The 19,021-nt window shown below is 68.0% G+C and carries 17 protein-coding genes; 13 read left to right on the forward strand and 4 right to left on the reverse strand.

The window, feature by feature from the left end:
* Window positions 1-2: 2 nt before the first annotated feature.
* Genes KZX46_RS18590 through KZX46_RS18605 form a run of 4 tightly spaced genes read right to left on the reverse strand, consistent with a single transcriptional unit; the run spans window position 3 to window position 4,468 of the window.
* Window positions 3-1,310 carry a BCD family MFS transporter gene (locus KZX46_RS18590; protein ID WP_226896053.1) on the reverse strand — a complete coding sequence of 436 codons (1,308 nt, stop codon included), beginning with the start codon at window positions 1,308-1,310 and terminating at the stop codon, window positions 3-5.
* Window positions 1,307-2,215: a chlorophyll synthase ChlG gene (gene chlG, locus KZX46_RS18595; protein WP_219775214.1), complete on the reverse strand. Its 909-nt coding sequence runs from the start codon at window positions 2,213-2,215 to the stop codon at window positions 1,307-1,309. Before chlG ends, KZX46_RS18590 begins: the two co-directional genes overlap by 4 nt.
* Window positions 2,212-3,663 carry a transcriptional regulator PpsR gene (gene ppsR / locus KZX46_RS18600; RefSeq protein ID WP_219775215.1) on the reverse strand — a complete coding sequence of 484 codons (1,452 nt, stop codon included), beginning with the start codon at window positions 3,661-3,663 and terminating at the stop codon, window positions 2,212-2,214. The genes chlG and ppsR overlap by 4 nt, the downstream gene beginning before the upstream one ends.
* Window positions 3,626-4,468 (reverse strand): B12-binding domain-containing protein, encoded by an 843-nt coding sequence (locus tag KZX46_RS18605; protein WP_216709309.1) that lies wholly within the window; start codon window positions 4,466-4,468, stop codon window positions 3,626-3,628. The genes ppsR and KZX46_RS18605 overlap by 38 nt, the downstream gene beginning before the upstream one ends.
* A 263-nt stretch (window positions 4,469-4,731) precedes the next feature.
* Here KZX46_RS18605 and bchF point away from each other — a divergent pair, with 263 nt between their 5' ends.
* From bchF to puhE, 13 genes are all read left to right on the forward strand, one after another.
* Window positions 4,732-5,214, forward strand: coding sequence for a 2-vinyl bacteriochlorophyllide hydratase (gene bchF / locus KZX46_RS18610; protein ID WP_226896054.1), 483 nt, complete (start codon window positions 4,732-4,734; stop codon window positions 5,212-5,214).
* Window positions 5,211-6,479 carry a ferredoxin:protochlorophyllide reductase (ATP-dependent) subunit N gene (locus KZX46_RS18615; protein WP_219775217.1) on the forward strand — a complete coding sequence of 423 codons (1,269 nt, stop codon included), beginning with the start codon at window positions 5,211-5,213 and terminating at the stop codon, window positions 6,477-6,479. Before bchF ends, KZX46_RS18615 begins: the two co-directional genes overlap by 4 nt.
* Before the next feature lie 2 nt (window positions 6,480-6,481).
* Window positions 6,482-8,044, forward strand: coding sequence for a ferredoxin:protochlorophyllide reductase (ATP-dependent) subunit B (bchB, locus tag KZX46_RS18620; RefSeq protein ID WP_219775218.1), 1,563 nt, complete (start codon window positions 6,482-6,484; stop codon window positions 8,042-8,044).
* Window positions 8,016-11,777: a magnesium chelatase subunit H gene (locus KZX46_RS18625; RefSeq protein WP_370647488.1), complete on the forward strand. Its 3,762-nt coding sequence runs from the start codon at window positions 8,016-8,018 to the stop codon at window positions 11,775-11,777. The genes bchB and KZX46_RS18625 overlap by 29 nt, the downstream gene beginning before the upstream one ends.
* A 61-nt stretch (window positions 11,778-11,838) precedes the next feature.
* Window positions 11,839-12,708, forward strand: coding sequence for a ferredoxin:protochlorophyllide reductase (ATP-dependent) iron-sulfur ATP-binding protein (gene bchL / locus KZX46_RS18630; RefSeq protein ID WP_219777093.1), 870 nt, complete (start codon window positions 11,839-11,841; stop codon window positions 12,706-12,708).
* A 5-nt stretch (window positions 12,709-12,713) separates the two neighbouring features.
* Window positions 12,714-13,433, forward strand: coding sequence for a magnesium protoporphyrin IX methyltransferase (bchM, locus tag KZX46_RS18635; RefSeq protein ID WP_219775219.1), 720 nt, complete (start codon window positions 12,714-12,716; stop codon window positions 13,431-13,433).
* Window positions 13,430-14,911 (forward strand): BCD family MFS transporter, encoded by a 1,482-nt coding sequence (locus KZX46_RS18640; RefSeq protein ID WP_304610424.1) that lies wholly within the window; start codon window positions 13,430-13,432, stop codon window positions 14,909-14,911. The genes bchM and KZX46_RS18640 overlap by 4 nt, the downstream gene beginning before the upstream one ends.
* A 12-nt stretch (window positions 14,912-14,923) precedes the next feature.
* Window positions 14,924-15,709 (forward strand): photosynthetic reaction center subunit H, encoded by a 786-nt coding sequence (puhA, locus tag KZX46_RS18645; protein WP_219775220.1) that lies wholly within the window; start codon window positions 14,924-14,926, stop codon window positions 15,707-15,709.
* Complete coding sequence (gene puhB, locus KZX46_RS18650; RefSeq protein WP_216709303.1) at window positions 15,706-16,362, forward strand: photosynthetic complex putative assembly protein PuhB; 657 nt, start codon at window positions 15,706-15,708, stop codon at window positions 16,360-16,362. The genes puhA and puhB overlap by 4 nt, the downstream gene beginning before the upstream one ends.
* Window positions 16,359-16,871, forward strand: a complete 513-nt coding sequence (puhC, locus tag KZX46_RS18655) for a photosynthetic complex assembly protein PuhC (protein ID WP_219775221.1) — start codon at window positions 16,359-16,361, stop codon at window positions 16,869-16,871. Before puhB ends, puhC begins: the two co-directional genes overlap by 4 nt.
* Window positions 16,871-17,161: a hypothetical protein gene (locus KZX46_RS18660; protein WP_216709301.1), complete on the forward strand. Its 291-nt coding sequence runs from the start codon at window positions 16,871-16,873 to the stop codon at window positions 17,159-17,161. The genes puhC and KZX46_RS18660 overlap by 1 nt, the downstream gene beginning before the upstream one ends.
* Window positions 17,158-18,240: a magnesium-protoporphyrin IX monomethyl ester (oxidative) cyclase gene (gene acsF, locus KZX46_RS18665; RefSeq protein WP_226896055.1), complete on the forward strand. Its 1,083-nt coding sequence runs from the start codon at window positions 17,158-17,160 to the stop codon at window positions 18,238-18,240. Before KZX46_RS18660 ends, acsF begins: the two co-directional genes overlap by 4 nt.
* Window positions 18,240-19,016, forward strand: coding sequence for a putative photosynthetic complex assembly protein PuhE (gene puhE / locus KZX46_RS18670; RefSeq protein WP_219775222.1), 777 nt, complete (start codon window positions 18,240-18,242; stop codon window positions 19,014-19,016). The genes acsF and puhE overlap by 1 nt, the downstream gene beginning before the upstream one ends.
* Window positions 19,017-19,021: the final 5 nt, after the last annotated feature.

The following is a 19,021-nucleotide window of genomic DNA, read 5'->3' on the forward strand; positions in this document are numbered from 1 at the left end:
ATCTATCCTTTGGCGAACGAGGGGTTGAGGCGCGGCGACCGCACCGAGACTTGCGTATCGATCCGCGCGGCAAGGACGGCGGCAATCAGGAAAACTGCGGCTTCGGCGGCGAAGACCGCGACGAAGGCATCGGGGGTCGAGCCGAACAGGCGTCGGCCGACGTCGATGCCTGCTGCGCCGACGAAACCGCCGACCGCAAAGGCGATCGCCTGCGCCGCGCCCCAGACACCCATCCGCACGCCCTCGCGTCCCGCTCCGCCGCCGCCCGCGAGGCCCATCATCGAGCCGATTGCGGCAACCGCGAAGACGCCGTTGGCGAGGCCGAGGACGAAAACGGTCGGGCGGAGCGGGAAGGCTGGCCCGGCGGTCGCGGCGAAGGCGAGGACGCCGAGCGCCGCCGCCGAGCCGATGCACCCGGCGATCGTCCAGCCGCGCATCCAGCCTGCGCGCCCTGAAAACGCGTTGCCCGCGACTCCGGCGGCGATCATGCCGACGAGCGCGCCGCCGTGCTGGAGCGCAGCGAGGCTTGTCGACTCGCCCGGGGTGAAGCCGAACAACAGCCCGGCGAACGGCTCGAGGATGAGCTCTTGCGCGCTGTACGCGAGCATCGACACCGCGACGAAAGCGGTGAAGCGCCGTGCCTGCGGGTCAGACCAAATCTCGGCGAGCGCGACGGCGAACGGGATCGCAGGGCGCGTGCTGGTGGGCATCGCATCGCGCCGTTCGATGCCGACGATACCGACCAGCGAGACGATGAACGCGATGACGACGACGCCGGTGACGACGGCGAGAAGGCGGTCGGGCGAGAACGGGTCGAGCAGCTTGCCGGCGATCGCAGTGGTGACGATGAAGCCGACGATCATCATGATCCACGTGATGGCCGCCGCCGCTGCGCGACGTGCCGGCGCGACCCGGCTTGCGAGCAGCGCGAGGAGCGACGTTCCCGCTGCGCCGACCCCGACGCCGATCAGCGCGAAGGCGACAACCGCAAGGGCGACGCCGAAAGCGGGCGATCCGGCGAGCCGCGTCGTCGCCACCGTCGCGAGCAAGGCACCAACCGCCAGCACCGCCATGCCGCCGGCGATCCACGGCGTCCGCCGCGATCCACCGTCCGAGCCATGCCCCCAGCGCGCGCGCGACAGCTGCACCGCATAATGCCATGCGACGAAGCCCGCAGGGACCGTCGCGGCGAGACCGTATTCTACGACCATGATCCGGTTGAGTGTCGAGGTCATCAGCACGACGATCGCGCCGATCGCGCTCTGGACGAGCCCGAGGCGGATAATCGAGGGCCAGCCAAGTCCGGTCACAACCCTGCCCTGATCATCTCGCCGACCCCGAACGCCGAGCCGAGCATGCCGAAGACGTAGAGCGATGTACCGGTGGCATTATACCACGGCGTCCGCGCGAGCGGGTCGCCGAGCAGCCGGACCATCAGCCCGAGCTGCCCGAGAACGAGCGCGCCGACCCCGGCGGCGTGCCAGTAGAGCTGCCAGTGAAACAACAGCCCGACGACGATGACCTGCGGCACCGCCATGACGATGCACGCAACCCGCGCCGCGCGGTCGGTGCCGAGGACGACGGGCAGCGAGCGGATGCCCATGACACGGTCACCCTCGACCGCCTTGAAGTCGTTGAGCGTCATGATGCCGTGCGCGCCGAGGCTGTACAGGCCGAGCAGCCACAGGATGCGCGTGTCGGGCAGCCCGCCCGCCATCACGCTCGCGCCGGTGAACCACGTCAGCCCTTCGTAGCTCAGCGCGCAGACCGCCGGGCCCCAGATGCCGCTCGTCTTGAGGCGGAACGGCGGCGCGCTATACGCCCAGCCCGAGGCGAGCCCGACGAGCGTGGCGACGAACACCCACGGTCCGGTCAGCGCCGCGACGATCGCCGAGACCAGCGTTCCGCCGATCGCCAGCCACAGCGCCCAGCGCCCGGGAATGCGCCCCGACGGGATCGGTCGGTTCGGCTCGTTGATCGCGTCGACGTGGCGATCGAACCAGTCGTTGACCGCCTGGCTGGTGCCGCAAACCAATGGCCCGGTCAGGAGCAGCCCGGCGATCAGGAACGGCCAGCGGCTGCCGAGCGCGACGCCCGACGACACGACGCCGCACATGAATGCCCACATCGGCGGGAACCACGTCACCGGCTTGGCGAGCTCGAGGATCGCCGCCGGGGCGGGTGCCGTCCGGGTCAGGGCCGCCGTCGGGCTCACGGCTCCTCACCGCTGAGATTGCCGAGGCCGTGGCGATGGAGCTTCGAATACAGGCTCTGGCGGCTCAGCCCGAGAACTTCGGCCGCCGAGGCGCGGTTGTCGCCGGTGTAGGCAAGCGCGGCCTCGATACACAGCCGCTCGATCAGGTCGGTCGATTCGCGGACAATCTCCTTCAACGACACCCGCCCGACGAGTTCGGTGAGTTGTTCGACCGAGCGCGGCAGATCGCGACCGACCGCCGGATCGTCGCGCAGCCGCCGCCCGACGGTGCGGATCGTGAAGCCGAAGCACGGCTGCTCGCCGTCACGCACCGCGACCGCCGAGACCTCAACCTCGTCGACGGTATCGAACTGGCTGCGGAACACCGTCGCGAAGTTGCGCACCGAACCGTGCTCGCGGAGATGCGCAATGAGCAGGTCGACGTCGATCCCCGGGCGCCCGAGGAAACGCGCGAGCGACTGGCCGCGCGCATGTTCGCGGCGGGCAAGCTGGGCGAGATCGAGAAACGCACCATTCTCGGCGAGGATGTTAAGCGACTCGTCGGTAACAACAAACGCGTCGGGCAGCCGCTCGAGGACGTCGATCAGCATCTGCCGCCCGTCGGAGACAACTTCGCTGGCCCCCGCGGCGAGCGCGAGGCGGACGAGGACGTAGGTCGCTTTGTCCTGGCGATAGAGCGTCGCGGACATCAGACATTCGCGCCCGCCGGCGAGCCGGACGTCAACCGGGTCGACTGTTGCCGCATTCATCGCCGCAGCGATCAGCGCACCCGCCCGGTCGCGGCTCGCGGGGTCGAACACCCCGGCGAAAGCGGCGTTGGCTCCGGTCGCGGCGTCGTTGCCGATCAGGCGCTTTGCCGCCGGATTGACCTCGACAAAGCGGCTCGTCGTCGCATCGACGATCAGCACCGCCTCGCTCGATAGGTCGAACAACAGGCGGTAGCGCGACTCGGCGGCGCGGAGCCGCATGTAGTCGCGCTCCATCGACTGCTGCGCCTGGAGCAGCCGCTGCTGCATCGCCGCGGTCGAGCGCAGGTCGCGGCCGATCGCGATGATCTTGCCATCCTCGCCCGCGCCAACCGTCATGAAGCGCAGCGTCACCACGGCGTCGCCGCTGACCGAAAGCTGGTTGACGATGCGCCAGCGCCCGACCCCCTGCGGCGGGGTTTCGCGAAGCATGTCGGCGACCTTGAACTGGCTGTCGGCACCAACGGTGTCGACCCAGCGCCGACCGACGAGCGGGACGAGATCGGCGCGAGCAAGGCCCGGGTCGCCGATCGCATAATCGCGGATGACCCCCGCCGCGTCGATCACGAGCGCGATGTCCGCCGAGACGGTGGTCAGCCGGGCAGCGAGGTCGGGATCGAAACTGCCAAGCGTCGCCTCGGGAGTCGCGAAATCGATCCGCGGTTCAGGCGGGGGCGCCGCCGCGATGAGCGAGACGGTCAACGAGCCGCTCCGCTGCGAGCAGGGCCAAAGCCCCGTCGGCCGCCGTTGCATCCGCCCCGGCGCGTTCCGCCAGCTCGGGATTGTCGCTGAAGATCTTGCCCCCGACCATGATCCCGACGGCGGGATTCTGCGATGCGCGGCGCAGATCGCGGAACATCGCGGGCAGTTGCATCAGATTGTCGACATTGCTCACCGTCAGCCCGATCAGCTCGAACCACTGGCGTCCGGCAATCGCGCAAAGTTCGGGCAGACCAGCGTCCGGCGCGCTCCACGTCCGCCATCCCGCGCGGCGAAAAAAGTCCTCGATCATCACCAGCCCAAAGCTGTGCTGGTCGCCCGGCGGCACGGTAAACAGCACCCGCCGGTCGGCACGCGTCCGCACGCTCGGACACGGTGCCCGGCTGCCAAGCTCGTGCACCACCTGCTGAAGACGCCACAACCCCATCGTCACATCGACGAAGTCGCAAACGTCGTTGTCCCAAAAATCGCCCAGCACTCGCGCCGTCGGGGCCAGCAGGTCGAGGTAGATCGACTCGATCGCCACGCCGTTGTTCAAATAGCCGTCGATGTGCGCCAACAGGCTGAACACTTCGAGCCGCAGCGTCATGTGCGCCAGCTCGGTCGGCTCGACCATGGTGAACCGTGCTTGCGGCTGAATCGGCTCGGCCTGATCGCCGCGATGCGCCATCAGCAGCCGCGGTATAATCTCGCCCTCGATCAGCCGCGCCATTCGCAACGGCGACGCCTCTGGCGATCGGCGCGGGTCGGGCCCGCGATGCTGTTCGTACTGATGCATCGAGGCCATCACAACGATTCCCTGTCGCCGCCATTGGACAGCGGTCTGAACGACCGCTTTCTCCCAATATTGTCGACGCTATAAAAAGCTTGGGCATTTTGCAACGCTTCATGAGTGCTATCCCCACACCGTAGTGTCAAATTTTTTGGACGTAAAGCCGTGTTGACAGTCATCCCGTTCGCGACGTAACTTTCGGCATCGCAGTGACGGGTTAGGCGACAAGAATGCAGTCGGGTGACGGCAAGCTGAACGGACGCCGAGGCGGAGGTACTATGCTGTACACTCCCGCTGAACGCGAGCGCCGCGACGCGTCGGTCTGGACCCTCGTCCAGGGCATTCTCGCCCCTATCCAGTTTCTGATTTTCGCGGTTAGCCTCGCTCTCGTGGTTCGCTATCTCGCGACCGGCGAGGGGCTCGGGCTGGCGACCGGATCGGTCATCGCCAAGACCATTGCGCTTTACACGATCATGGTCACCGGCGCGATCTGGGAGAAGGTCGTGTTCGGGCGCTACCTGTTCGCTCCGGCATTTTACTGGGAAGACGTTTTCAGCATGCTCGTGATCGCGCTGCACACCGCGTATGTCGCGGCGCTGCTGCTCGACATCGGCACCGACCGCGCGCGGCTCATTCTCGCGCTCGCGGCGTATGCGACGTACGTCATCAACGCCGGACAGTTCATCCTCAAACTGCGCGCGGCACGGCTCGGAGCAGCGGCGCAGGCGGCCGATGCGACCGCCGGAATGGCCGCCGCATGAGTGTCGAAATCCTCGACCGTACAAATCCGCCGGTCCTCCGCGAGCGCGGCCAGCGCGAGGTTTTCTGCGGCCTGACCGGCATCATCTGGCTTCATCGCAAGATCCAGGACGCCTTTTTCCTCGTCGTCGGCAGCCGGACCTGCGCCCACCTGCTGCAATCCGCCGCAGGAGTCATGGTCTTCGCCGAACCCCGTTTTGCCACCGCGATCATCGAGGAACGCGATCTTGCGGGCCTCGCCGACGCCAATGAAGAACTCGACCGAGTCGTCGATCGCCTCCTCGCCCGCCGCCCCGAGATCAAGCTGCTGTTCCTCGTCGGATCGTGCCCGTCGGAGGTCATCAAGCTCGACCTGTCGCGCGCGGCGAGCCGCCTTGAAAGCAAGCACGCCCCCGATGTCCGCATCCTAAACTACTCGGGCAGCGGCATCGAGACGACCTTCACCCAGGGCGAGGACGCCTGCCTCGCAGCGCTCGTCCCGTCGATGCCCGACACCGCCCCGGGAGCGGCGCGGTCGCTGATGATCGTCGGCGCGCTGCCCGATGTCGTCGAGGACCAGTTCCGCCGCCTGCTAAGCGAACTCGGCATTCCCCACGTCTTCACCCTGCCCCCGCGCCGTGCCGCCGACCTCGCGCCGGTCGGGCCGAACACGGTGTTCCTTCTCGCCCAGCCGTTCCTCGGCGACACCGCGCGCGCGCTCGAAGATCGCGGCGCATCGCACCTGCCGGCACTGTTCCCGTTCGGCGCCGAAGGCACGACGGCATGGCTGCGTGCGGCGGCGGTCGCGTTCGGCATCGATGAGATGCACTTCAACCGCGTCGTCGCACCGGGACGCGAGCGTGCCAAGCGCGCGATCGAGCGCCACCGCGCGCAACTCGGCGGACGCAGCATCTTCTTCTTCCCCGACTCGCAGCTCGAAGTGCCGCTGGCGCGCTTCCTGTCGAACGAACTCGGCATGATCCCGGTCGAGGTCGGCACGCCGTACCTCCACCGCGCGCATCTGGTTCACGAACTCGCCGCTTTGCCCGCTGGCACCCAGCTCAGCGAAGGGCAGGACGTCGACCGCCAGCTCGACCGTTGCCGCGCGGCCGCCCCCGACATCGCGGTCTGCGGCCTCGGTCTCGCCAACCCGCTCGAAAAGATGGGCGTCACGACCAAATGGTCGATCGAGCTCGTCTTCTCACCGGTCCACGGCTTCGACCAGGCGGGCGACCTCGCCGAACTCTTCGCGCGGCCGCTCAACCGCCGCGACCGGCTGGCGGTGTAGTCATGCAGCTCACCGTCTGGACCTATGAAGGACCGCCGCACGTCGGGGCGATGCGCGTCGCCACCGGCATGACGGGGGTGCATTATGTCCTCCATGCGCCGCAGGGCGACACCTATGCCGACCTGCTGTTCACGATGATCGAGCGCCGCGACGCGCGTCCGCCGGTGACGTACACGACGTTCCAGGCGCGCGACCTCGGCAAGGACACCGCCGAGCTGCTCCAGTCGGCGATCCGCGATGCGTATGAGCGGTTCGAGCCGCAGGCGTTGCTCGTCGGCGCGTCGTGCACCGCCGAGCTGATCCAGGACGATCCGGCGGGACTGGCGAAGGCGCTCGACCTGCCGATCCCGGTGATCAATCTCGAATTGCCGTCGTACCAGCGCAAGGAAAATTGGGGCGCGGCGGAGACCTTCTACGCGCTCGTCCGCACCCTCGCCGACACGTCGATCGAGCGCACCCCGATGGCGGGGCGTCGCCCCCTCGCGAACCTGCTCGGGCCGACCGCGCTCGGCTTCCGCCACCGCGACGATATCGTCGAAATCACCAAGCTGCTCGGCAGCATGGGGATCGACGTCAACGTCACCGCGCCGATGGGGGCATCGCCCGCCGACCTCAAGCGCCTCGGCGCGGCTGATTTCAACATCCTGCTCTACCCGGAGACCGGCGACACCGCCGCGCGCTGGCTCGAAAAGACCTTCAAGCAGCCGATCGTCCGGACCGTCCCGATCGGCTATGGCGCGACGATCGACTTCGTGCGCGAAGTCGCGAGCGTCGCCGGGATCGACCCCGAGGCGTTCATCGCTGCCAACCCATCGCGGCTGCCGTGGTACTCGCGCTCGGTCGACTCGACATACCTCACCGCCAAGCGCGTCTTCATCTTCGGCGACGCGACCCACGCGATCGCCGCCGCGCGCGTCGCGGCTGAAGAGATGGGTTTCGAGGTCGTCGGGCTCGGCTGCTACAACCGCGAGTTCGCCCGCGATATCCGGGTCGCCGCGAAGAAATACAACATCGAGCCGCTGATCACCGACGACTATCTCGAGGTCGAGGAAGCGATCGCCGCCCTCCACCCCGAACTCGTCCTCGGCACGCAGATGGAGCGCCACATCGCCAAGCGCCTGCGCATCCCGTGCGCGGTGATCTCCGCCCCGGTCCACGTCCAGGATTTCCCCGCGCGCTATTCGCCGGTGATGGGCTTCGAAGGCGCGAACGTGCTGTTCGACACGTGGGTCCACCCGCTGGTGATGGGGCTCGAGGAGCATCTGCTGGTGATGTTCCGCGACGATTTCGAATTCAACGACGCCGCCGGGGCCTCGCACCTCGGCGGCCACGGTGCCGCTGCGCCGGTCGCGACGCCCGAGTTGGTTGCCGATCCCGCGACCCCGGCGACGGTCGCAGCAAACGACATCGAATGGACTGCGGACGCCCAAAAGGAACTCGCCAAGATCCCGTTCTTCGTTCGCGGCAAGGCGCGCCGCAATACCGAGCGCTTCGCCAGCGAGCGCGGGCTCGCCGCCATCAACATCGAGACGCTGTATGATGCCAAGTCGCACTTCGCTCGCTGACACAGCGATCGACGCGTCGGGGGCGACCCCGGTTCGCGTCGTCATCGTCACGCTCGACAATCACCTGTCGGGAGCCGCCGGCCGCGCCGAGGCCGCTCTGCGCCGCGAACATCCCGGACTGAGCCTCCAATTCCACGCCGCCGCCGACTGGGAAAGCTCGCCCGCGAGCCTCGCCCAGTGCTGCGACGACATCGGCCGCGGCGATATCGTCATCGCCTCAATGTTGTTCCTCGACGACCATATCAAGGCAGTGATGCCCGCCCTCGAAGCGCGCCGCGATGCGTGCGACGCGATGGTCGGGGTGATGAGCGACGCCGCCGTCGTCAAGCTGACCCGCCTCGGCGCATACCGGATGGACAAGCCCGCCAAGGGCCCGCTGGCGCTGCTCAAGAAGCTGCGCGGCTCGTCGAAGCCCGGCACGTCGAGTTCGGGGTCGGGGCAGATGGCGATGCTCAAGCGCCTGCCGAAGATCCTCCGCTTCATCCCCGGCACCGCGCAGGACGTCCGCGCCTATTTCCTGACGCTGCAATATTGGCTGGCGGGATCGGACGAGAATTTCACCAACCTCGTCAAGAACCTCGTCGACCGCTACGCCGACGGCCCGCGCCGCGCGCTTCGCGGCACGATGACCGCCGCCGCACCCGCCGATTATCCTGAGCTCGGCGTCTATCACCCGCGCATGGCGGCCCGCATGTCGGAGCGCGTCGCCGACCTGCCGCTCCCCGCAGTGCCGGTCACCGGCACCGTCGGGCTGCTCGTCCTGCGGTCGTACGTCCTCGGCAGCGACACCGGCCATTACGACGGCGTGATCGCAGCGTTCGAAGCACGCGGCCTGCGCGTCATCCCCGCATTTTCGAGCGGCCTCGATGCGCGCCCGGCGATCGATGCGTTCTTCATGGCCGACGGCAAGCCGGTGATCGACACGATGGTCTCGCTCAGCGGCTTCAGCCTCGTCGGCGGCCCCGCGTACAACGACTCCGCCGCCGCCGCCGAAGCCTTGGCCAAGCTCGACATTCCATACCTCGCGGCGCACCCGCTCGAGTTCCAGACCCTCCAGGCGTGGGGCGCGGGCAGCCAGGGTTTGCTCCCGCTCGAAGCGACGATGATGGTCGCAATTCCGGAACTCGACGGTGCAACCGTGCCGACAGTGTTCGGCGGACGTTCGGACGGCGTGGGCAGCGTGTGCGCGGGCTGCGCGCGCGGCTGCTCGTTTCCCGCTGCGGAGGGAACGCGGGTCATGCAGCCGTGCCCCGAGCGCGCCGAAGCCCTCGCTGCCCGCGCTCACAAGCTCATCGACCTGCGCATCGCCGAGCGCGCCAACCGCAAGGTCGCGCTGGTCATCTTCAACTTCCCGCCGAACGCCGGCGCAGTCGGGACTGCCGCGTATTTGTCGGTGTTCGACAGCGTCTACAACACGTTGGAGCGGATGAAGGCCGAGGGCTACGCAGTCGACCTGCCCGCCAGCGTCGACGCTTTGCGCGAGACGATCCTCCGCGGCAACGCCGAGCGGTACGGTGCCGACGCCAACGTCGCCGCGCGCATCGCCACCGACGACCACGTCCGCCGCGAGCCGTATCTCGCCGAGATCGAAGCGCAATGGGGGCCAGCGCCGGGGCGCAGCCTCGCCGATGGCCACGGCATCAACGTCCTCGGCGGCGTTTTCGGCAACGTCTTTATCGGCATCCAGCCGCCGTTCGGCTACGAGGGCGACCCGATGCGGTTGCTGTTCGACGGCACGTTCTCGCCCACGCACGCCTTCAGCGCCTTCTACCGCTGGATCCGCGAGGACTTCGGTGCCCATGCCGCGCTCCACTTCGGCACCCACGGCGCGCTCGAATTCATGCCGGGCAAGCAGGCCGGGCTGTCGGCGAAATGCTGGCCCGACCGGCTGATCGGCGACCTCCCGAACTTCTATCTCTACGCCTCGAACAACCCGAGCGAGGGCACGATCGCCAAGCGCCGGTCGAACGCGACACTGATCAGCTACATGACCCCGCCCATCGCCCAGTCGGGGCTTTACAAGGGCTTGCTCGACCTCAACGCCTCGATCGAACGCTTCCGCGCGACGACTCCCGACGCGGTCAACGAGCGCGCAATGCTCGCGTTGCTGATCCAGGAGCAGGCCGCCGGACTCGACCTCGTCCCCGCCGAGCCGACGTGGGAGGGTGACGCGAGCGAAGCGGTCCTCACGCTCGCGGGACGGATATACGAGCTCGAACAGACCTTGATCCCGCACGGCCTCCACATCGTCGGGCGCGGCTGCACCACCGCCGAGCGGGTCGACCTCCTCCTTGCGATCGCCGACGCCAAGGGCCGCATCGTCTACCGCGACCAGGTCGAAAGCCTCGTCGCCGGACACGTCCCAGACGATGCCGTCGGCGACACGTTGTTCGCCGACCTCGCCGCGACCGACGCGCTCCTTGCGGTCGACACCGAACTCGACGCGATCGTCCGTGCGCTCGACGGCCGATACATCATGCCCGCCCCCGGCGGCGACGTCCTGCGGACCCCCGCCGTCCTGCCGACCGGGCGCAATATCCACGGCTTCGACCCGTTCCGCATCCCGAGCGCCTTCGCCTGCCGCGACGGCGCGCAGCAGGCGCAGCGGCTGATCGACCGCCACATGGCCGACGGCGCGGCGGCTCCCGAATCGATCGCGATGGTCCTGTGGGGCACCGACAACCTCAAGACCGAGGGCCAGCAGATCGCGCAGGTCATGGCGCTGATGGGCGCGCGCCCGCGCTTCGACGGCTACGGCCGCCTGTGCGGGGCCGAGCTGACCCCGCTCGCCGACCTCGGCCGCCCGCGGATCGACGTCGTCGTCACGCTGTCGGGCATCTTTCGCGACCTGCTGCCGATGCAGACGCGGATGATCGCCGAGGCGGCGTATCTCGCAACGATGGCCGACGAGCCCGAGGACATGAACTTCATCCGCAAGCACAGCCTCGCGCACCAGGCGAAGCTCGGCTGCGACCTCGACACCGCCGCGCTCCGCGTCTTCTCAAACGCCGAGGGCGCGTACGGCGCGAACGTCAATCTGATGATCGACGCCGGGGTGTGGAACGACGAGAACGAACTCGCCGACGCGTACGAGACCCGCAAGGGCTTCGCCTACGGCCGCAGCGGTGCGCCGGTGCGGCAGGCGAAGATGCTCAGCAGCAACCTGTCGACGGTCGACCTGACGTACCAAAACCTCGACTCGGTCGAACTCGGCGTGACCTCGGTCGATCAGTATGTCGACAGCCTCGGCGGGATCAGCCGCTCGATCGCGCGCGCCAAGGGGTCGGCGGCCCCGGTCTATATCGGCGACCAGACGCAGGGCGAGGGCAAGGTTCGCACGCTTGGCGAGCAGGTCGCGCTCGAAACCCGCACCCGGATGCTCAACCCGCTGTGGACCGAGGGCATGCTCAAGTCGGGGTTCGAAGGCGTTCGCCAGATCGAGGTCCATGTCACCAACACGATGGGCTGGTCGGCGACCACCGGCGACGTCGCGCCGTGGGTCTACCAGCGGATCAGCGAGACCTACGTCCTCGACGACACGATGCGCGAGCGGCTTGCCTCCCTCAACCCGAAGGCGGCGATGCGCGTCGCCAACCGATTGCTCGAAGCCCACGATCGCAATTTCTGGTCGCCCGATGCGGCCACCCTCGCCGCGCTGCGTGCCGCGAGCGACGACCTCGAAGACCGGCTCGAAGGCATCACCGCCGCCCCAGCCCACGCGCTCGCGGCTTAGGAATTAGATTATGGCAGTCATCGAACTCGAACGCCCGGTTTCCTCGTCGCTGCTCAAGGCGATGCGCGGGGCAGACGGCGACGGCAGCGTCCAGGTTCACCTTGATGCCGCCGACACGATCGGCGCGGCGAAGGTCTTCGCGGTGTACGGCAAGGGCGGGATCGGCAAGTCGACGACGAGCTCGAACCTGTCGGCGGCGCTGTCGCTGATGGGCAAGCGCGTCCTCCAGATCGGCTGCGACCCCAAGCACGACAGTACCTTCACCCTGACCAAGAAGCTGATGCCGACGGTTATCGACATCCTCGAAACCGTCGACTTCCACTCGGAAGAACTCCGCCCCGAGGATTATTGCTTCGAGGGCTTCAACGGCGTGATGTGCATCGAGGCGGGCGGCCCGCCGGCGGGAACCGGCTGCGGCGGCTATGTCGTCGGCCAGACGGTCAAGCTGCTCAAGCAGCACCACCTGCTCGAAGACACCGACGTCGTCATCTTCGACGTCCTCGGCGATGTCGTCTGCGGCGGGTTCGCCGCGCCGCTGCAGCACGCCGAGCGCGCCGTCGTCGTCGCCGCGAACGACTTCGACAGCATCTTCGCGATGAACCGCATCGTCGCGGCGATCAAGGCGAAGTCGAAGAACTACGAGGTCCGCATGGCAGGCGTCATCGCCAACCGCAGCGCCGCGACCGACGAGATCGACCGCTTCAACGCCGCCACCGGGCTCAAGCGGCTCGCGCATTTCCCCGACCTCGATGCGATCCGCCGCTCGCGGCTCAAGAAGTGCACGGTATTCGAGATGGACTCGACCCCCGAACTCGAGGCGGTGAAGCTCGAATATATGCGCCTTGCGGCAACGCTCTACGCCGGGACCGAGCCGCTCGACGCGATGCCGATGAAAGACCGCGACATCTTCGAGTTCCTCGGATTCGAGTGAACAGCATGGCCAGCCTCGCCCCCACCCCCGCTCCAAGCGCCAACTGGGACCGTTACCGCGGCCGCCTGGAAACGTATTTCGACCGCACCGCGTTCGACGCGTGGAAGACGCTGACGACCGACGCCCCGGTCAGCCGCATCCGCGCCACCGTCCGCGCCGGGCGCGACGCGATGCGGACGATGCTGCTCGACTGGCTACCGGGCGACATGACCGGGCTGACGCTGCTCGACGCGGGTTGCGGCACAGGCGCGCTCGCGGTCGAGGCGGCGCTTCGCGGCGCGCGCGTCACCGCGATCGACATTTCGGCGCAGCTCGTCGGCATCGCCCGCGACCGCGCACCCGCCGATCTTGGCGAAGGCAGCATCGACTGGCGCGTCGGCGACATGCTCGACCCCGCGCTCGGCAGCTTCGACCATGTCGTCGCGATGGACTCGCTGATCCACTACCCGGTCGTCGACATCGTCGCGACGGTCGCCGCGCTCGCCGCCCGGACGCACCGCTCGGTCGAATTCACCTTCGCCCCGCGCACCCCGGCGCTGACGGTCATGCACAATGTCGGCAAGCTGCTGCCGCGCTCGGATCGCGCGCCGGCGATTATCCCCGCCGGAGCCGACGACCTGAGCCGCCGCTTCGATGCCGCGCTGCCGGGCTGGGGCCAGCCGCGGTGCGAGCGCATCTCGGGCGGCTTCTACAAGAGCCAGGCGCTCGAGCTGGTCCGCCCGTGACCGCGCATTCGTCCTTCCCCGGCGTTCCGCCGATGCCGCTGCTTGGCGAGGGCGCGGCACCGAAGGGCAAGTTCTGGCAGCGGATGGGGACGCAGTTCCTGCCGTTCGCCGACGCCGCGACCGAAGAACTCCCGCTCGCCCGTCTGTTCCGCCTGTCGCTGTTCCAAATCACCGTCGGCATGGCCGCAGTGATGCTCGTCGGCACCTTGAACCGCGTGATGATCGTCGAGCTCCACGTCCCGTCGTGGCTCGTCGCGATGATGGTGTCGCTGCCGCTGGTTTTCGCGCCGCTCCGCGCGTTGATCGGCCACAAGTCCGACAACCACCGCTCGATCCTCGGCTGGAAGCGCGTGCCGTACATCTGGTTCGGGACGCTGCTCCAGTTCGGCGGCTTCGCGATCATGCCGTTCGCATTGCTGATCATGTCGGGCGACACCCACGGTTCGCCGGTGGTCGGCGAGATCGGCGCGGCGCTCGCCTTCCTCATGACCGGCGCGGGGATGCACACCGTCCAGACCGCCGGCCTCGCCCTCGCCACCGACCTCGCTCCCGCACATTCGCGGCCGCGGGTCGTCGCGCTGATGTACGTCATGCTGCTGATCGGCATGTTGATCTCGGGCCTCGTGATCGGCGCGTTGCTCCACCACTTCGATGCGCTCAAGCTGGTCAAGGTCGTCCAGGGTGCGGGCGCGCTGACGATGGTGGTCAACCTGATCGCGCTGTGGAAGCAGGAGGCACGCAACCCCGCCGCGACCCGCGTCGACACGGTCGGCGAGGCGCAGGCGTTTTCAGGGGCATGGGCCGACTTCATCGCCCAGCCGCGTACCGTCAGGCTACTGGTGGCGGTCGGGCTCGGCGCGGCGGCGTTCAACATGCAGGACGTTTTGCTCGAACCCTATGGCGGCGAAGTCCTCCACATGACCGTCGGCGAGACGACCGCGCTGACCGCGCTGTGGGCGTTCGGCACCTTGATCGGGCTGGGCATCGCCGCGCGGCTGCTCGGCCGTCAGTATGATCCGAGCCGCCTCGCGGGCTACGGCGTCGTGCCGGGGTTGATCGCGTTCGCTGCGGTCGCTTTGTCGGGGCCGCTCGGGTCGCCCTGGCTGCTCGCGATCGGCGTCGCAGGCATCGGCCTCGGCGGCGGGCTGTTCTCGGTGGGGACGCTGACCGCAGCGATGGCGCTGTCGACAAATGGTCAATCGGGGCTGGCGATCGGCGCATGGGGCGCGGTGCAGGCATCGTGCGCCGGAGTCGCGATCGCGCTTGCCGGCATCTTCCGCGACGTTGTCACCGGCATGGCGATGCGCGGCGATCTCGGCACCGCGCTGACCGGCCCGGCGAGCGCCTACGGACTTTTGTACGGTATCGAGATTATTCTGTTGTTTGCAACGCTTGCGGCGATCGGACCGCTGGCGTTGCCGAACTATTCGCCGCAAAATGCAAACCGGAAGTTCGGCATGTCCGAACTTCCAGCCTGAGGGGAGACGCCCGTGAACTATTATCTCGTCGGTAACACCGACCTTGCCGAACTGGCGCTCTGGGCCTTCTTCCTGTTTTTCATCGGGCTGATCATCTACCTGCGGCGCGAAGACCGGCGCGAGGGCTATCCGCTCGAAAGCGATGTCACCGGCCGCCTCGAAAACCCCGGCTGGCTGTTCCGCCCCGATGACAAGACCTTCGTCCTGTCGAACGGCCGCGGCGTCGTCCACGCCCCTGGCAAGCGCGTCTTCGAGGCCCCCAACCCCAAGACCCGCCGGATGTCGCCGTATGAAGGTGCGCCGATCGAGCCGACCGGCAACCCGCTGATCGACGGCGTCGGCCCGGCGGCGTGGGCCGAGCGCGCACATGCCCCCGACATCATGCTCGACGGTAGCCCCAAGATCGTGCCGCTCGACAAAAGCCACGGCTTCTGGATCGCCCGGCAGGACCGCAACCCGATCGGGATGCCGGTGTTCGGCTGCGACAACGTCATGGCGGGTGTCGTCAGCAACGTCTGGGTCGACCAGATGGAGCGGGTCATCCGCTACATCGAGGTCCGGCTGATGGGTGACGCCGGCGGCGCCGGACGGACCGTCACCGCGCCGATGGCGATGTGCCAGGTCAGTTCGCGGCGCGGCACGGTCAAGGTCGATGCGATCCGCGCCGACCAGTTCGCCGCCGCGCCCGCGCTCGCCAGCGATAGCCAGATCACCTTCAACGAAGAGGAGCGCGTGATCGGCTACTTCGGCGGCGGGTACCTCTATTCCAAGCGTTCGCGCATCGAGCCGTTCCTGTGAGCGAATACGCCAACGAACCGATCCGCGGCCTGCCGGGGCTGCTGCCGCCGGGCGAGCATATCGTCTGGCAGGGCAGCCCGGCGTGGCGGTCGCTCGCGCGCAAGGCGATGCACACGTACCTCGTCGGCGGCTATTTCGCGGTGTTGATCGCGTGGAGCCTGCTCAACGTCGCGACCGGACACAAGACCTTCGCGAGCGCGCTGCCCGGTCTCGAGATCACGCTCGGCGTCGGTGCGGCGGCGTTCAGCCTGCTGACGCTGCTCGGCTGGATGGCTGCGCGCGCGACGGTCTACACGATCACCAACAAGCGCGTCGTCCTGCGCTTCGGCATCGCGCTGCCGAAATGCGTCAACCTGCCCTTCACCCAGATCGCCGCCGCCGGGCTCGAGATCCACAATGACGGCACCGGCGACCTGCCGCTCGCGGTCAAGGAGACCCGCCTCGGCTACATCCACCTCTGGCCGCACGTCCGCCCGTGGCGGGTGGGCAAGCCCGAGCCGATGCTGCGCTCGCTCCCCGAGCCGCGTGCCGTCGCCCGCATCCTCGGCGAGGCGCTCGCCGCCGCCGTCCCCGGCCGCCGCGGCAGCTTCGCCGAGCCGACTGCCGCGCAGGTCTTCGCTCCCGCTGCGTCGAAGGGATCGCTGGCGGCATGAGCGAGATCGACTCCCAGCCATTTCCCAAGGCGCCGCTGATCGGTGCCGGGCTTCTCGTCGGCGTGACGATCCTGTTCGCCGCCGGCCCGCGGCTGGGCTATCTGCCGCCGATCCAGACCGCGACGACCGAGCGCGCGGCGCATCACGTCACCGTCGTCGAGACCCGCGACCTGCGCTTCACCGATCGCACCGACGGCGCGCTGGTGATCGACGACACGACCCGCGGCACCGTCGCCGCGGTCCTGCCGCACGGCACCAACAACGGCTTCATCCGCGGCGTCCTTCGCGGCATGGCGCGCGACCGGCTGCTCCGCGGCATCGGCAAGAGCCCGCCGTTCCGTCTGACCCTGTTCAGCGACGGCGCGTTGACCCTGTTCGACCCGTCGACCGGGCGCAACGTCGAGCTCGGCTCGTTCGGCCCGACCAACAAGCAGTCGTTCGCCGACCTGCTGCTGACCCACCGCCCGGTCGCGAGCAAGGAAGCCGAGCTCGGGAAGGTCGACCTGTGATGGGCGTCTTCAGCACCGCCGAGACGATCGCCTGCACCGTCGAGGTCGAGCACAGCAACGAAAGCCTTCACGCGCATGTCGCGCTCGACGGCAACCCGGCGATCGGCCCGGGCGACCGCGTCCTTGTCCACGGCGCGGCGATCCGCGTCGCGTTCGGCGAGAAGATCGTCGTCCGCCGTGACGCCACGCTCACTCGCGCCGGGGCATTGCTCCGCGCCTGGACGCGCTTCGCCGGGCATTTCGGCATGAGCGAACTCTACGAAGTCAGCTTTACCGGGAGGGGCCTGTGAACGCCCACACGAAGATCGACGGTGCCGCCAAAGGCTCCCGCGTCACCGACACGTTCGGCATGGCGACCGAGGACACCGTCCTCAGCCCTCGCTTCTACACGACCGATTTCGCGGCGATGGACCGGATCGACGTCGAGCCGGTCCGCCACGAATGGGATTCGCTGATCGCCGAGATGCGGACCGACACCAACAAGCGCCACTTCCGCCGCACCCCCGAATTCGACGGCGTCCTCGACAATCTCGAGCCCGAACTCCGCAAGGAATTCATCGACTTCCTCGTCTCGTCGATGACGTCGGAGTTCTCGGGCTGCATCCTTTACGCCGAGATCGCCAAGCGCGTGACCAACCCCGACATCCGCAACCTGTTCAAGCTGATGAGCCGCGACGAAGCCCGCCACGCCGGCTTCCTCAACGACACGCTCAAGGACGCCGGCATCGGCGTCGACCTCGGCTTTCTCACCAAGACGAAGAAATACACCTACTTCCGGCCGAAATTCATCTTCTACGCGGTCTATCTGTCGGAGAAGATCGGCTATGCGCGCTACATCACGATCTTCCGCCACCTCGCGCAGCACCCCGAGCATCGCTTCCACCCGATCTTCAAGTTCTTTGACCGGTGGTGCAACGACGAGTTCCGCCACGGCGACGCCTTCGCCCTGCTGATGCGCGCTGACCCCAAGCTGCTGACCGGGTTCAACCGCTTCTGGGTGCGCTTTTTCCTCGTCTCGGTTTATGCGACGATGTTTGTCCGGGATCATGGCCGGACGGCATTCCACACGGCACTCGGGGTCGATATCGACGATTACGACTATAAGGTTTTCCGCGTGACCTCCGAGATCAGCCGCCAGGTTTTCCCGATCACGCTCGACGCCGACGCTCCCGCGTTCCGCGCCGGGCTCGACGCGATGCTCCGTGCGTCGGACGGTCTCGGCCGCGCCAAGGCGCAGGGCGGGATCGGCGGCGCGGTCAAGCGCGCCGGCTGGATGCTCGCGGCCGGGGCCGCCTTCGTCCGGCTGATGACCTCGCGCAGCGTCGAGAACCCGCTTCCCGCCACCATCCGCCTGCAGCCGGCCTACTGATGGCCGCACGCGACGGCCTTCCCGTGCTTTACGCGCTGCTGATCTGGTTCGTCAGCACCGGGGTCATCATCTGGCTCGACGGGCTGCCGAAGCGTACCTTCCGCTGGAGCTTCGCCGCCGCGAGCGTCGTCGCCGTCGCCGCGCTGTTCGGCGTCGCCCGCAGCGCCGCCGACCCGAGCGCGATGGGCGCGTACCTCGGCTTCACCTGCGCCCTCGCCGTCTGGGGCTGGCACGAGATGAGCTTCCTGATGGGCATCATCACCGGCCCGCGCAAAGCCCCCTGCCCGCCGCATGCGACCGGCTGGACGCGCTTCAAGCTCGCCGCCGCGACGCTGATCTACCACGAGATCGCGCTCGCCCTGACCGCCGCCGTGCTCGTCGCGCTGAGCTGGGGCAGGCCGAACCAGACTGCCGCCGCGACCTTCGCGATCCTGTTCGTCATGCGGCTGTCGACCAAGCTCAACATCTTCATCGGCGTGCCGAACCTGACGGTCGACTTCCTGCCCGACCACCTCGGCTATCTGAAAAGCTATTTCCGCACCAAGCGCTTCAACTGGCTGTTCCCGGTGTCGATCGTCGCGTCGACGATCGTTGCCGTCGGGCTGGCGGAAGCGGCGTTCGGCGCGGTCTCTGCCGGGGCCGAAGCCGTCGGCCTGACGTTGTTGTTCGCGCTCGTCGCGTTGGCGATTCTCGAACACTGGTTTCTGGTGCTGCCGCTGCCCGATGCGGCACTTTGGCGTTGGGCGATGACATCTAAGGCTGGACAAGCCAAGTAAGAAGA

The sequence above is a fragment of the Polymorphobacter sp. PAMC 29334 genome, from assembly GCF_019431245.1.
In the GTDB taxonomy this organism is placed as follows: domain Bacteria; phylum Pseudomonadota; class Alphaproteobacteria; order Sphingomonadales; family Sphingomonadaceae; genus Polymorphobacter_B; species Polymorphobacter_B megasporae.

What these genes read in the sequence shown, in the direction of transcription:
- KZX46_RS18605 (WP_216709309.1), bottom strand. Translation starts at nt 4,468, where the DNA reads ATGGCCTCGATGCATCAGTACGAACAGCATCGCGGGCCCGACCCGCGC.
- bchF (WP_226896054.1), top strand. Translation starts at nt 4,732, where the DNA reads ATGCTGTACACTCCCGCTGAACGCGAGCGCCGCGACGCGTCGGTCTGG.
- KZX46_RS18615 (WP_219775217.1), top strand. Translation starts at nt 5,211, where the DNA reads ATGAGTGTCGAAATCCTCGACCGTACAAATCCGCCGGTCCTCCGCGAG.
- bchB (WP_219775218.1), top strand. Translation starts at nt 6,482, where the DNA reads ATGCAGCTCACCGTCTGGACCTATGAAGGACCGCCGCACGTCGGGGCG.
- KZX46_RS18625 (WP_370647488.1), top strand. Translation starts at nt 8,016, where the DNA reads ATGATGCCAAGTCGCACTTCGCTCGCTGACACAGCGATCGACGCGTCG.
- bchL (WP_219777093.1), top strand. Translation starts at nt 11,839, where the DNA reads ATGCGCGGGGCAGACGGCGACGGCAGCGTCCAGGTTCACCTTGATGCC.
- bchM (WP_219775219.1), top strand. Translation starts at nt 12,714, where the DNA reads ATGGCCAGCCTCGCCCCCACCCCCGCTCCAAGCGCCAACTGGGACCGT.
- puhC (WP_219775221.1), top strand. Translation starts at nt 16,359, where the DNA reads ATGAGCGAGATCGACTCCCAGCCATTTCCCAAGGCGCCGCTGATCGGT.
- KZX46_RS18660 (WP_216709301.1), top strand. Translation starts at nt 16,871, where the DNA reads ATGGGCGTCTTCAGCACCGCCGAGACGATCGCCTGCACCGTCGAGGTC.
- puhE (WP_219775222.1), top strand. Translation starts at nt 18,240, where the DNA reads ATGGCCGCACGCGACGGCCTTCCCGTGCTTTACGCGCTGCTGATCTGG.